Origin of the sequence: Aeromicrobium tamlense (assembly GCF_013408555.1) — a bacterium.
Lineage (GTDB): Bacteria > Actinomycetota > Actinomycetes > Propionibacteriales > Nocardioidaceae > Aeromicrobium > Aeromicrobium tamlense.
The window spans coordinates 1,676,194-1,689,777 of sequence record NZ_JACBZN010000001.1 but is presented as its reverse complement, the minus strand read 5'-3'; the positions used below and the strand labels follow the sequence as shown (position 1 = coordinate 1,689,777).

9 protein-coding genes are annotated in these 13,584 nt (G+C 71.5%); 7 read left to right on the top strand and 2 right to left on the bottom strand.

All coding sequences use genetic code 11. The features are described from left to right. Positions 1–20: 20 nt before the first annotated feature. From BJ975_RS08405 to BJ975_RS08380, 6 genes are all read left to right on the top strand, one after another. Positions 21–2,513, top strand: a complete 2,493-nt coding sequence (locus BJ975_RS08405; RefSeq protein ID WP_179424838.1) for an SCO7613 C-terminal domain-containing membrane protein — start codon at positions 21–23, stop codon at positions 2,511–2,513. A 140-nt stretch (positions 2,514–2,653) separates the two neighbouring features. Further along, positions 2,654–5,455 (top strand): aconitate hydratase AcnA, encoded by a 2,802-nt coding sequence (gene acnA, locus BJ975_RS08400; RefSeq protein WP_179424836.1) that lies wholly within the window; start codon positions 2,654–2,656, stop codon positions 5,453–5,455. A 101-nt stretch (positions 5,456–5,556) separates the two neighbouring features. Further along, positions 5,557–6,063 carry a flavin reductase gene (locus tag BJ975_RS08395; RefSeq protein WP_179424834.1) on the top strand — a complete coding sequence of 169 codons (507 nt, stop codon included), beginning with the start codon at positions 5,557–5,559 and terminating at the stop codon, positions 6,061–6,063. Between the two features lie 58 nt (positions 6,064–6,121). Beyond that, entirely contained in the window at positions 6,122–8,011 is a 1,890-nt protein-coding gene (gene dxs / locus BJ975_RS08390; protein ID WP_179424832.1) for a 1-deoxy-D-xylulose-5-phosphate synthase, read from the top strand. Next, a complete protein-coding gene (locus tag BJ975_RS08385) occupies positions 8,008–8,904 on the top strand; it encodes a proteasome assembly chaperone family protein (RefSeq protein WP_179424830.1) in 897 nt (298 codons plus the stop codon). The genes dxs and BJ975_RS08385 overlap by 4 nt, the downstream gene beginning before the upstream one ends. Before the next feature lie 89 nt (positions 8,905–8,993). Beyond that, complete coding sequence (locus BJ975_RS08380; protein ID WP_179424828.1) at positions 8,994–9,872, top strand: acyl-CoA thioesterase; 879 nt, start codon at positions 8,994–8,996, stop codon at positions 9,870–9,872. Between the two features lie 21 nt (positions 9,873–9,893). Here the strand turns inward: BJ975_RS08380 and BJ975_RS08375 are convergent, their stop codons facing one another. Next, a complete protein-coding gene (locus BJ975_RS08375; RefSeq protein WP_179424826.1) occupies positions 9,894–10,772 on the bottom strand; it encodes a MaoC family dehydratase in 879 nt (292 codons plus the stop codon). Position 10,773: 1 nt separating this feature from the next. Then, positions 10,774–12,105: a 3-oxoacyl-ACP reductase gene (locus BJ975_RS08370; RefSeq protein ID WP_179424824.1), complete on the bottom strand. Its 1,332-nt coding sequence runs from the start codon at positions 12,103–12,105 to the stop codon at positions 10,774–10,776. 129 nt (positions 12,106–12,234) lie between these two features. Between BJ975_RS08370 and BJ975_RS08365 the strand changes: the two genes are divergently transcribed. Beyond that, the gene (locus tag BJ975_RS08365; protein WP_179424822.1) at positions 12,235–13,575 is read left to right on the top strand and encodes an acetyl-CoA C-acetyltransferase; all 1,341 of its coding nucleotides are present in this window, start codon (positions 12,235–12,237) and stop codon (positions 13,573–13,575) included. Positions 13,576–13,584: the final 9 nt, after the last annotated feature.

The following is a 13,584-nucleotide window of genomic DNA, read 5'->3' as shown; positions in this document are numbered from 1 at the left end:
CGTCCGGTTGAGTCACCCCCGTGACGTACGCCGATCCCCACGCCTGTCCCGCCTGCCGAGGCCCGATCGGCGGCGTCGACACCTGCCCGCGCTGCGGCTTCGTCCTCGGCTCGCCCGAGGCGCAGCGGCTGTGGGGCCTGTTCCTCGAGGCCGACCGGCTCGTCGCGCAGGGACGCGCGCGCCAGGGAGCCACGGCGGCCGAGGTGACCGCGCCCGTCGCCGCCACGCCCGCCGCGACCCCCACCTCCCCGATGCCCGCCGCAGTCGTGCGCCCGGTCCGCACGTGGTCGACCGGCTCGCTCCTGCTCGGCCTGGGCGCCGTGTGCCTGATCGTCGCGGCGATCATCTTCGCCACCGTGGCGTGGGGCTCGCTCGGCATCCTCGGCCGCGCGCTGATCCTGCTCGCCGTCACCGCGCTCGTCGGCGCGACGGCCTCGTGGGCCACGCGACGGGGTCTCGTCGGCACGGCCGAGGCGCTCTGGACCGTGTTCCTCGGCCTCGTCACGGTCGACTTCCTGGCCGCGGTCGCCGAGGGCCTCTTCGGCCTGTCCTGGTCGGACTTCGCCCTCGTCTCGGTGATCTGGACCGCCGTGCTCGTGGGCGCCGGCGTCGCCATCGTGCGGTGGGCTCGGCCCCGGCTGGACCGTGACCTGATCACCCCGCAGCTCGCGGGCGGGTTCGCGCCCTTCGTCAGCGCGCCCGCCGTGATGATCAGGCTCGGAGATCTGGGGGAGGGCGACCACTGGTTCTGGGCGGCGGCCGCCGCCCTGGTGCTGCCGCTGGCGGTCGTCGCGGTCGCCCATCGCACGCGCCTGCGCTGGATGCTGTGGCCCAGCGCCCTGCTCGCGCTCCTGCTCACGGCAGTGCTCGTCGTGCTCGCGATCGACTCCGCCCTCGGCGGCTCCCGTGTCCTCACGCCGAGTGACGCGCTGCCGGCTCTCGTGCTCGCGGCAGTGGCCGTCGCCGGAGCGCGCCTGGTCCCGCCGCTGCGCGCCTGGCTGAACGCCTTCGCGGTCGTCGCCGTCCTGTTCCTGGTGGGCGTCGCGTTCGACGGCTGGGCGTGGAGCGCCGACCTCGACACGACCGCCGCGGGGCTCGTCGCGGTCGCCGTGGCCGTCGCTGTGCTCGCCGCGCTCGTCACCCGGCCCGACCTCTGGTCGCTCGGCGTGCGGTGGGGCGCGGTCGTCGCCGGCGCGGGCGTGCTTCTCTGGTGCGGCGCGGCGAGCACGGCCACCCTGGAGCGCACGGACCGGGCCGGCTGGTTCTCCTCGCCGCGCGATCTGTGGATCCGCCCGGCCGACATGACCATCACGGAGGGCTGGTGGGTCCTCGCGGTGGCGCTGCCGTTGATCGTCGCGTGGCTCGCCACCGCCCGCTGGCCGGCCCCGCGGCTCCTGCCGGACGAGTGGCGCGTCCCGGTCGCCGAGATCGCGGCGGGCGCCGCCGTCGTCACGGCCGTCGCGGCCTCGTCCCTGCCATTCCTCGTCCACGCGATCACGCTCGTGGTGGTGGGCGTCGTGCTCGCCGTGGTCCTGCGCACCGCTCGCTGGGAGCTGTCCATCGTCCCGGTCGCGGTGGTGGCGCTCGCGATGGTCGTCGTGCCGCTCGGCGGACCGTCGACCGCGTGGGCCTGGGGCCTGGCCGCGGTGGGCGCCCTGGCATGCGCGGCGGTCGGCCTCGACGAGGACCCGCCGGGGCCCCGTCGCCTCGTCTCCGCGGGGGCGGCAGGACTGGCGGCGTTCGCGATCGTGGCGACCGTGGCCCAGGTGGCCGACCTCGCCGACGTCGCCCCCGAGGCGTGGGGCGTCGTGGTGTTCGGCGTCGCCGCGGGCCTGCTGCTGCTCACGCTGGCGCTCGACGAGCTGCCGTGGCACCGCACCGCCGTGGAGGTCGTCGTCGCGGCGACCCTGTTCGTGTGCGTGGTCCGCGACGGCGACGACCTCGCTCGGGTCGCGCTGCTGCTGACGATCGGCGCGGTCGGGACCGCGATCGTGGGGCTGCTCGACGACGACCGCACGTACCTGCGCTGGGTCGCCCTCGGCCTCACCGGCGGCGCCTGGGTGGCGCGGCTCGCGGCCAGCGAGGTCGACACGATCGAGGCCTACACGGCGCCGTTCGCCGTCGCGGTCCTCGCAGCCGGCTGGTGGCGCCTGCGCACGGATCCCGAGAGCCGCACGTGGACCGCCCTCACGCCGGGTCTCGTGCTCGCGCTGCTGCCGTCGCTGCCGCAGGCGCTCGACGAGCCGACGAGCCTGAGGGCCGCACTGCTGGCCCTCGTCGCCGCCGCCGTCCTGGGCGCGGGCGTCGTGCTGCGCTGGGGCGCCCCGGTGATCGCGGGTGCAGCGGTGCTGCTGCTGCTCGTGCTGGCGAACGTCGGGCCGACCGCGCTCGGCCTGCCGCGGTGGATCCTGATCGCCGCCGCGGGACTGGTGCTGCTGCTCGTGGGTACGACCTGGGAAAAGCGCGTCGCGGAGGGTCGCGCCCTCGTGGCGCGCCTCGGCGCGCTGAGGTGAGGGTCACCTGAGCACGGCGCGCCGGGACATCATTTGATACCGTTTATCTTGACATCAAGATATCTGGGACTTAGGTCATCCTGATCGCCCGCGGGCGCTGTCGCGGGGGCAGGATGGGAACACCAGCGAAGGAGAAGCCCATGAGCGTCGACACATTCAAGGCCAAGGACTCCCTGTCGGTCGGGGACGCGTCTTTCGACTACTACCGGCTCGATGCGGTCCAGGGCGAGGGACTCGACGTCGCCTCCCTGCCGTTCAGCCTCAAGATCCTGCTCGAGGCGCTCCTGCGCACCGAGGACGGCGCGGACATCACCGCCGACGACATCAAGGCGCTGGCCTCCTGGGACCCGACGGCGGACCCGAGCAAGGAGATCCAGTTCACGCCCGCCCGCGTGATCATGCAGGACTTCACCGGCGTCCCGTGCGTCGTCGACCTCGCCACGATGCGCGAGGCCATGGCCGACCTCGGCGGCGACCCCGCCAAGATCAACCCGCTCGCGCCCGCCGAGATGGTCATCGACCACTCCGTGATCGCCGACGTCTTCGGCACGCCCGAGGCGTTCGAGCGCAACGTCGAGATCGAGTACGAGCGCAACGGCGAGCGCTACAAGTTCCTCCGCTGGGGCCAGGGCGCCTTCAGCGACTTCCGCGTGGTCCCGCCGGGCACCGGCATCGTCCACCAGGTCAACATCGAGAAGCTCGCCCGCGTCGTGTTCACCCGCGACGCCGACGGCGGCGTCGTGGCCTACCCCGACTCCTGCGTCGGCACCGACTCGCACACCACGATGGTCAACGGCCTGGGCGTCGTCGGCTGGGGCGTGGGTGGCATCGAGGCCGAGGCCGCGATGCTCGGCCAGCCGATCAGCATGCTGATCCCGCGCGTCGTCGGCTTCAAGCTCTCGGGCGAGCTGCCCCAGGGCGCCACCGCGACCGACCTCGTGCTGACGATCACCGAGATGCTGCGCGACCACGGCGTCGTCGGCAAGTTCGTCGAGTTCTACGGCTCGGGCGTCAGCGCCGTGCCGCTGGCCAACCGCGCCACGATCGGCAACATGAGCCCCGAGTACGGCTCCACCATCGCGGTCTTCCCGATCGACGAGGAGACCACGAAGTACCTCGAGCTCACCGGCCGCACGGCTGAGGAGATCGCCCTGGTCGAGGCCTACGCCAAGGCCCAGGGCCTGTGGCACGACGCCGACCACGAGCCGCGCTACTCCGAGTACCTCGAGCTCGACCTGTCCGAGGTCGTCCCGTCGATCGCCGGCCCGAAGCGTCCGCAGGACCGCATCGAGCTGACCGACAGCAAGACCGCGTTCCGTGCGTCGCTGCGCGACTACGTCGACCACAGCGAGCAGCAGCTCAACGGCTACGACGAGGCCGTCGAGGACTCCTTCCCGGCGTCCGACACCCCGAAGACGTCCACGTACGCCAACGGCGGCGAGGGCCCGCACGAGCACGCCACCGGCGCGCCGGGCGAGCGCGTCCGCAACCCGCAGACCGTGACCCTCGAGGACGGCACCACGTTCGAGGTCGACCACGGCGCCGTCACCATCGCGGCCATCACGTCGTGTACCAACACGTCGAACCCGTCGGTCATGATCGGCGCGGGCCTGCTGGCCAAGAAGGCCGTCGAGAAGGGCCTGCAGCGCAAGCCGTGGGTCAAGACCACGCTGGCGCCCGGCTCGAAGGTCGTCACCGACTACTACGAGAAGTCGGGCCTGAACGTCTACCTCGACAAGCTCGGCTTCAACCTCGTCGGCTACGGCTGTACCACGTGCATCGGCAACTCCGGTCCGCTGATCCCCGAGGTGAGCGCCGCCGTCAACGAGGGCGACCTGGCGGTCACCGCGGTGCTCTCGGGCAACCGCAACTTCGAGGGCCGCATCAACCCCGACATCAAGATGAACTACCTCGCGTCCCCGCCGCTGGTCATCGCGTACGCGCTCGCCGGCTCGATGGACGTCGACCTGTTCAACGACCCGCTCGGTCAGGACGAGGACGGCAACGACGTCTTCATGAAGGACATCTGGCCGTCGCCGTCGGAGGTCGAGGACGTCATCGCCAGCGCGATCGACGCCGACACCTTCAGCCGCGAGTACGCCGACGTCTTCGCCGGTGACGAGCGCTGGCAGAACCTGCCGACGCCCGAGGGCGACACGTTCGCGTGGGACGAGGACTCCACCTACGTCCGCAAGGCCCCGTACTTTGACGGCATGGGCCTGGAGCCCGACCCGGTCACCGACGTCGACGGCGCGCGCGTGCTGCTCAAGCTGGGCGACTCGGTCACCACCGACCACATCAGCCCGGCCGGTGCCATCAAGAAGGACAGCCCGGCGGGCAAGTACCTGATGGACAAGGGCGTGCAGCCCCGTGACTTCAACTCGCTCGGCTCGCGCCGTGGCAACCACGAGGTCATGATCCGCGGCACGTTCGCGAACATCCGCCTGCGCAACCAGATCGCGCCCGGCACCGAGGGCGGCTTCACGCGCGACTTCACCGCCGACGGCGAGGTCACGTCGGTGTTCGACGCCTCGCAGAACTACCAGGCCGCCGGCGTCCCGCTGGTCGTCCTGGCGGGCAAGGAGTACGGCTCGGGCTCGTCGCGCGACTGGGCCGCCAAGGGCACCGCGCTGCTGGGCGTCAAGGTCGTCATCGCCGAGTCGTACGAGCGGATCCACCGCTCGAACCTCATCGGCATGGGCGTCCTGCCGCTGCAGTTCCCCGAGGGCGAGAACGCCGACTCGCTGGGCCTGACCGGTGAGGAGACCTTCACGGTCACCGGCATCACCGAGCTCAACGACGGCACCACGCCGCGCACGGTGAAGGTCAAGGCCGACGACATCGAGTTCGACGCCGTCGTCCGCATCGACACCCCCGGTGAGGCGAACTACTACCGCAACGGCGGCATCATGCCTTACGTGCTGCGCTCGTTGCTCGACTGAGCGTGCTGCGCTCGCTGCTCGACTGAGCGAACGCTCCCGGAACCGCCCGTCACCGTCTCGGTGGCGGGCGGTTCTGCGTCCCGCCGTGATGGGATGGGGGAGTGACGATCCACTCCGAGCACCCGTTCGCGCCCGCCGACCGCGACAAGGACGCCTTCCGGCGCCTGCGGGGACGGCTGCCGTCCCCGGTCACGGTGGTGGCGACGGGCACCGGCCGCGGCCGCGCCGGTCTCACGGTGTCGTCGCTGCTGCTCGTCGACGGCGATCCTCCGCGCATCGAGGTGTTCGTCGACCCGGACTCCGAGCTGGGGGAGTCGCTCGAGGTGGGCGCCCGCGCCGCGGCCAGCGTCCTGCAGGCGGGGGACGCCTTCCTCGCCGAGGTCTTCGCCGGCCTGGCGCCGGCTCCGGGCGGCATGTTCACGGTGGGCACCTGGGTCGACTCGGACTGGGGTCCGCGCCTCGACGACCGGTCATGGTGCGGGTTCACCGTCGACGAGATCTCCGAGCTCGGCTGGTCGCTGCGGGTCACCGGCACGGTGCGGACGGTGGCCGTCGAGGCCGCCACCGGGGCCGCCCACGCCCGGGGCCGCTTCCACGATCTCGGCTGAGCGACGCGGCACGGCTGGTCGCGGGGCCGCGCTGGTCGGTCGTCGTTACGATGGAGCAATGGCTTCAGTGCTCAGCTCCGTGTCCGGTCCCGCCGATCTGCGGCGCCTGGACGACGAGTCGCTGACGCGGCTCGCCGCGGAGGTCCGCGAGCTGCTGATCGAGTCGGTCGCGGCCAACGGCGGACACCTCGGTCCCAACCTCGGCGTCGTCGAGCTGACGATCGCGCTGCACCGCGTCTTCGACTCCCCGAACGACAAGATCGTGTGGGACACGGGCCACCAGGCGTACGTGCACAAGATGCTCACGGGCCGCGCCGACCAGTTCGGCGACCTGCGCAAGGAGGGCGGCCTCTCGGGCTACCCCAGCCACGCCGAGTCGCCCCACGACTGGGTCGAGAACTCGCACGCCTCCACGTCGCTGTCCTACGCCGACGGCCTGGCCCGCGCCAACGCGGTGCAGGGCAAGGACGACCACGTCGTCGCCGTGATCGGCGACGGCGCCCTCACCGGCGGCATGGCGTGGGAGGCCATCAACAACATCTGCGCCGACAACTGTCGCCGGGTGGTCATCGTCGTCAACGACAACGGCCGCTCCTACACGCCCACGGTCGGCGGCCTGGCCAACCGGCTCACGCAGATCCGCACGAACCCGCGCTACGAGCCCGCGTTGAGCGCGATCCGCGAGCGGATGACCACCGGTCCGAAGGTCGCCGAGGTCGCCTACGAGGCGCTGCACGCGATCAAGAAGGGCTTCAAGGACGCGCTCGCGCCCCAAGGCATGTTCGAGGACCTCGGCATCAAGTACCTCGGTCCGGTCGACGGCCACGACCGCCGCGCGATGGAGCAGGCGCTCACCGCGGCCCGCAACTTCGGCGGCCCCGTGCTGGTCCATGCGATCACCACGAAGGGCCAGGGCTACGACATCGCCGTGGCCAACGAGAACGACCAGATGCACCAGGCGCACCCGTTCGACCGCTCCACGGGCGAGGCCATCAGCATCGCCCCGGCGGGCTGGACCTCGGTCTTCCGCGACGAGATCGTGCGCATCGCCGACGACCGCCCCGACGTCGTGGGCATCACCGCCGCGATGCTGTACCCCACCGGCCTGGACGCGTTCGCCGACAAGTTCCCCGACCGCGTGCTCGACGTCGGCATCGCCGAGCAGCACGCCGTCACGAGCGCGGCCGGGATGGCGATGGGCGGCCTGCACCCCGTCGTCGCGGTCTACGCCACCTTCCTCAACCGCGCCTTCGACCAGGTCCTCATGGACGTCGCCCTGCACCGCCTGGGCGTCACCTTCGTGCTCGACCGCGCCGGCGTCACCGGCGACGACGGCGCCAGCCACAACGGCATGTGGGACCTCTCGCTGCTCCAGCTGGTCCCCGGCCTGCACCTGGCCGCCCCGCGGGACGGCAGCCGCCTGCGCGAGCTGCTGCGCGAGGCCGTCACGATCGACGACGCCCCCAGCGTGGTCCGCTTCGCCAAGGGCCCGGTCGCTCCGGACCTCGAGGCGATCGACCGCGTCGGCACAGTCGACGTCCTGCACCGCAGCGAGGGCTCCGAGGTCCTCGTCGTCGGCGTGGGCACGATGGCCGCCACGGCCGTCGACGTCGCCCAGCGCCTCGAGGCCGAGGGCGTGCCCGCCACGGCCGTCGACCCCCGCTGGATCAAGCCGCTCGACCCGGCCGTCCTCGACCTCGCGGCCGAGCACCGCCTCGTCGTCACGATCGAGGACAACGGCCGCCAGGGCGGTGTGGGCTCCACGATCCTGCACGCCGTGAGCGATCGTGGTCTCGACGTCCCGGTGCGCATCCACGCGGTCGAGCAGGAGTTCCTCGACCACGCCAAGCGCGACGTCATTTTGAAGCGCCTGGGCCTGACCGCCGAGTCGATCGCCGAGGACGCGCTCGGCCGGCTCCGGGAATTCTCCGAGGGTGACCGACGTTGACGCGGAAGTGGTTTTCACGACGACGTTCCGATGAGTACGAGCGCGACCCGATCCCGCTGATCGTCGCCCTCGACGGCTTCCTCAGCGCGGGATCCTCCTCCGTCCTCGCGGCGGAGCACCTGCGCACCGCCGACGCCGAGGTGGTCCACGAGTTCGATCTCGACTCGATGCTGGACTACCGCGCGCGGCGACCCCCGATCACGTTCCGGCGCGACCACTACGTGGACTACGTCGAGCCGGTCCTGCAGATCACCCGCCACCGCGATCGCGCTGGCACGCCCTACCTGCTGCTGGCCGGCCCCGAGCCGGACTTCGGCTGGGAGGCCTTCGCGGCCGAGACGATCGACGTCATCTCCGAGCTGGGCGTCCCGTTGACGGTGGGCCTCGGGGGAGTGCCGATGGGCGTGCCCCACACGCGGCCGCCGCTGCTGACGATGCACGGCACGCGCCCTGAGCTGGTCGACCGGAAGAACTTCTGGAACGCCGAGGTCTCGGTGCCGTCGTCCGCGCAGTCGCTGCTGGAGTACCGCATGCGCGAGCACGGCCTCGACGCGATCGGCTACGTCGTGCACGTGCCGCACTACCTCGCCCAGGTCGAGTACCCCACGGCGGCGCTCGCGCTGCTCGAGGCGGTCGGCCTGCGGCTGGGGCTCGACCTCGACCTCGAGGAGCTGCGCGCCCGCCAGCCCGAGTCGATCACCGAGATCGAGCAGCAGATCGCCGAGCAGGACGGTGAGCAGGTGCTGCACGGCCTCGAGGAGCAGTACGACATCTTCAGCCGCGGCGCGGCCGAGTCGCTGCTCGCCGACGACGCCAGCCTCCCCACGGGCGACGAGCTCGCCAGCCAGCTGGAGCAGTTCTTGGCCAGGCAGCGCAAGGACGACCAGGGCTGACCCTCAGACCCGTCCTGTGACCACGGTTACCGCCACCTGGGGCCGCCGGCGCCCCGGTGGCGGAGCCGATCTTCGATAGGATCGCGATCGTGCCTGCCTCCGTGAACGAACTCGTCGAACTGCTCCAGATCGAACAGCTCGAGGTGAACCTCTTCCGCGGTGGACAGCCCCGCAAGTCGCGCCTGCAGCGCGTCTTCGGCGGCCAGGTGGCCGGGCAGGCCGTGAGCGCGGCCCAGCACACCGTCACCGACGGCAAGCACCTGCACTCGCTGCACGCCTACTTCATCCTGGGCGGCGACCCGAGCATCCCGATCATCTACGACGTCGAGAGCGTCCGCGACGGTCGCTCCTTCGCGACGCGCCGGGTCTCGGCGCGCCAGCACGGCGAGGTCATCTTCTACATGACCGCGTCGTTCCAGCGCGACGAGGAGGGCTGGGACCACCAGGACGTCCTGCCGCCCACGCCGGGCCCGGAGGACGCCACGTCGATGTTCGACCTGGTGAAGTACATCAGCCCCGACGGCGCCGAGCAGTGGAAGCAGGAGTGGGGCGGCTTCGACATGCGCTACGTCGGCGATCCGCGCCCGGAGGACGATCCCACGCGCCCGTACGTCCCCGTCGTGCAGCGGATGTGGTTCAAGGCCAGCGACCGGCTGCCCGACGATCCCGAGCTGCACCGTGCCGCGTTCACGTACTACAGCGACTTCAGCCTGCTGGGCGCGTCGCTCGTGCCGCACGGCCTGGTGATCAGCTCGCCGAAGGTCCAGCCGGCCTCGCTCGACCACGTCGTGTGGTTCCACCGCCCGTTCCGCGTCGACGAGTGGCTGCTGTACGACCAGACGTCCCCGTCGGCGTCGGGTGCCCGCGGACTGAGCACCGCCCGCGTGTTCACGCAGGACGGCACCCTCGTGGCCACCGTGGCCCAGGAGGGCCTGATCCGGCCGGCGAAGCCGCGCGAGCAGCGCTGACCCCGCCGGGCCGGAGGGCGGTCAGGCCGGAGTGATCCGGCCGACGAGGTGCGGGACGGACTTCCGCGCGTCGCGAACGCCGAAGGTCGTGACGTCGCCCTCGGACTCGGTGCCGAACACCACGGTGGACGGCAGCAGGACGGGCTTCTTGAACTCGACGTCCACCGTGTAGGCGTCGGGCAGCCGGTTCTGCAGCGTGGCGAGGCCGTGCGCCTTCGTCCACATGCCGTGCGCGATCTGGCGCGGGAACCCGAACGCCTTGGCGGTCCACGGGTAGAGGTGGATCGGGTTCCGGTCGCCGGAGACCGCGCCGTAGCGACGACCGAGGTCGCTGCCGAGCTTCCAGTGCACGACCCCCTCCGGGGCCTCGACGCCGGCCAGCGGCGGCACCATGGGCTCGTCGCCACCGTGACGGCTGCGGAACAGGACGGTCATCGTCTCGTCCCACACCAACTCGCCGCCGACGTGCGCCTCGCTGACCAGCGAGATGAGCCGGCCCTTCGGGTGCGGGTCGTCGGAGGTGGCGCGCAGCGACAGCTCGTAGATCTCCTCGCGGCCGATCGGACGGTGCTGCGTGATGCGGTTGCGCAGGTGCACCGCGCCCATCGGCGGGAACGGGAACGCCGTGTCCGTCATGAGGCTCAGGTGCAGCGTGTGGGCCGCGATGTGCGGGTAGGTCGCCGGGAGCGTGTCCGCGCGCGAGAAGCCGCAGACCTCGTTGTAGCGGTCGAGGTGGGCGAGGTCGGTGGCGACCCGCGTGCGCCGCAGCGTGACGTCGGGCAGACCGCCCTTCTCGTGCTTGATGCCCGGCAGCGTGCCGACGACCGGGATCGCCGGCAGCGCCGCCTTGAGCATGAGCGGCAGGCCCGCGGGGGCCTTCTCGTAGGTGCGGGTGCTCATGTCAGGCCCCGAGGAAGCCCTGGCCGCACACGCGCACGACGTTCCCCGAGATCGCGGACGAGCCGGGGTGGCAGTACCAGGCGATCGCCTCGGCGACGTCGACGGGCTGCCCGCCCTGCGACAGCGAGCTGAGGCGGCGCCCGGCCTCGCGGATGCCCAGCGGCATCGTCTTGACCATGTCGGTCTCGATGAAGCCCGGCGCGATCGCGTTGACCGTGATGCCGTCGCCGGCCACCTGCGGGGCGAGCGCCTGGACGAAGCCGATGACGCCGGCCTTGGCCGTGCCGTAGTTGGTCTGGCCGTTGTTGCCCGCGATGCCGGCGATCGACGAGATGCCGATGACGCGACCGCCGGGGCGGATGAGCTTCTGCTCGAGCAGGTGGGCCGTGATGCGCTCGGGGGCGCCGACGCTGATGTCGACGACCTTCGCCCAGTTCTCGGACTTCATGTTCTTGAGGCGCTTGTCCCGCGTGATGCCCGCGTTGTGCACCACGAGGTCGACGCCGTCGCCGAGGCCGGCTGCGATCGTCTCGGGCGCGTCGTCGGCGGTGATGTCGCAGACGATCGACGAGCCGCCGAGCTCCTCCATCAGCGCGTCGAGGTCGGCCTGCAGCGGCGGGACGTCGAGGCCGATGATCGTGGCGCCGTCGCGGTGCAGGGTGCGGGCCATCGCGGCGCCGAGGCCACGCGAGGCACCGGTGACGAGGGCGACCTTCCCGGCCAGCGGGAGCGCGGGGTCGGCGGGGGAGTCGGCCTCGACGAGGTCGGTGGTGCCGAGGCGGACGACCTGGCCGTCGACGAACGCGGACTTCGGCGAGAGCAGGAACTGCAGCGTGGAGCCGATCGCGTCCTTCGACTCGGGCGTGACGTACACGAGGTTGGCCGTGCTGCCGTTGGCGCCGATCTCCTTGCCCAGCGAGCGCACGAAGCCCTCGAGGCCGCGCTGCGCGATGGCGGCGCCGACCGAGCCGGCGCGCTCGGGCAGCACGCCGACGACGACGATCTTGGCGCTGGACGCGAGGCTGCGCAGGACGGGCGTGAAGAACTCCTGGAGCGCGACGGTGCCGGCGGCGGAGTCGATGATCGAGGCGTCGAAGACGAGGCCCTTGTAGCGACGACCCTCGGCGCGCACGGTGGTGGTGTCGATGCCGGCGCCCTTGAGCAGACCCGGGAGGGACTCGGCGACCAGGCCGGCGCCACCGATCAGGACGGGACCGTCGACCAGCGCGCCGCCGCGGTAGCGCTCCAGCTCCGGCGGATTCGGCAGGCCCAGGTTCTTCACCAAGAACTGACCGATCGGGTTCTGGACCATCGACTTGTAACGGTCGCTCATCGCAGGGTGTGTCCTATCTCTCGGATCTCTCAGATACCATCGGTATCTGAACGCGTTAAGGTGACTCTAGCCTGCACGACAGCGCCACGGCAAAGGAAAGCGACGAAGGTCGCAGACGAAAGGTTCCTCATGGCTGACAAGCCCTCCACGAAGGCCTCGAAGGCCGCCTCCCAGGACGCCGCCACCATCCGCCGCGTCGCCGTCATCGGCGGCAACCGGATCCCGTTCGCGCGGTCCAACACCGTCTACACGGGCGTCTCCAACCAGGACATGCTGACCGCCGCCCTCGACGGGCTCGTCGAGCGCTTCGGCCTCGAGGGCGAGCGCGCCGGCGAGGTCGTCGCCGGAGCCGTCCTGAAGCACGCGCGCGACTTCAACCTCACCCGCGAGGTCGTCCTGGGCTCCAAGCTCTCACCCGCGACGCCCGCCACCGACATCCAGCAGGCGTGCGGCACGGGCCTGCAGGCCGCGTTCCAGGTCGCCAACAAGATCGCCCTGGGCAAGATCGAGTTCGGCATCGCCGGCGGCACCGACACCACGTCCGACGCGCCGCTGGCCGTCAACGACAAGCTGCGCAAGATCCTGCTGCAGGCCAACCAGGCCAACGCCAAGGGCGACAAGAAGGCCCTGCTCAAGCTGTTCGGCAAGATCCGCCCGAGCCACCTCGCGCCCGACCAGCCGCGCAACGCCGAGCCCCGCACGGGCCTGTCGATGGGCGACCACCAGGCGCTCACCACCCACGAGTGGGGCATCACCCGCGAGGCGCAGGACGAGCTCGCCGCGCGCTCGCACCAGAACCTGGCCGCTGCGTGGGAGTCGGGCTGGCAGGACGACCTCGTCACGCCCTACAACGGCGTCGAGCGCGACAACCACCTGCGCCCCGACTCCACCGTCGAGAAGCTCGCCAAGCTCAAGCCCGTCTTCGGCAGGCAGCTGGGCGACGCCGCCACGATGACGGCCGGCAACTCCACGCCGCTGTCCGACGGCGCCTCCGTCGCTCTGCTGGCCTCGGAGGAGGAGGCCGCGCGTCGGGGCTGGGACGTCAAGGCGTTCCTCGTCGACTACGAGACCGCGGCCGTCGACTACGTCAACGGCGGCGAGGGCCTGCTCATGGCGCCCGCGTACGCGGTGCCGCGCATGCTTGAGCGCAACGGCCTGACCCTCCAGGACTTCGACTTCTACGAGATCCACGAGGCGTTCGCCGGCCAGGTGCTGTCGACCCTCGCGGCGTGGGAGGACGCGGACTTCTGCAAGCAGCGCCTCGGCCTCGACAGCCCGCTCGGCTCGATCGACCGCGACAAGCTGAACGTCAAGGGCTCGTCGCTCGCCGCCGCGCACCCGTTCGCGGCCACGGGCGGCCGCATCATCGCCAACCTCGCGAAGCTGCTGGAGGAGAAGGGATCGGGCCGTGGCCTGATCTCGATCTGCGCCGCCGGCGGTCAGGGCGTCGTGGCGATCCTCGAGCGCTGACGCACGAAC

Bases quoted from the DNA above. Each gene is read 5' to 3' on its own strand.
- acnA (WP_179424836.1), top strand. From the start codon at position 2,654: ATGAGCGTCGACACATTCAAGGCCAAGGACTCCCTGTCGGTCGGGGAC.
- dxs (WP_179424832.1), top strand. From the start codon at position 6,122: ATGGCTTCAGTGCTCAGCTCCGTGTCCGGTCCCGCCGATCTGCGGCGC.
- BJ975_RS08375 (WP_179424826.1), bottom strand. From the start codon at position 10,772: ATGAGCACCCGCACCTACGAGAAGGCCCCCGCGGGCCTGCCGCTCATG.
- BJ975_RS08370 (WP_179424824.1), bottom strand. From the start codon at position 12,105: ATGAGCGACCGTTACAAGTCGATGGTCCAGAACCCGATCGGTCAGTTC.
- BJ975_RS08365 (WP_179424822.1), top strand. From the start codon at position 12,235: ATGGCTGACAAGCCCTCCACGAAGGCCTCGAAGGCCGCCTCCCAGGAC.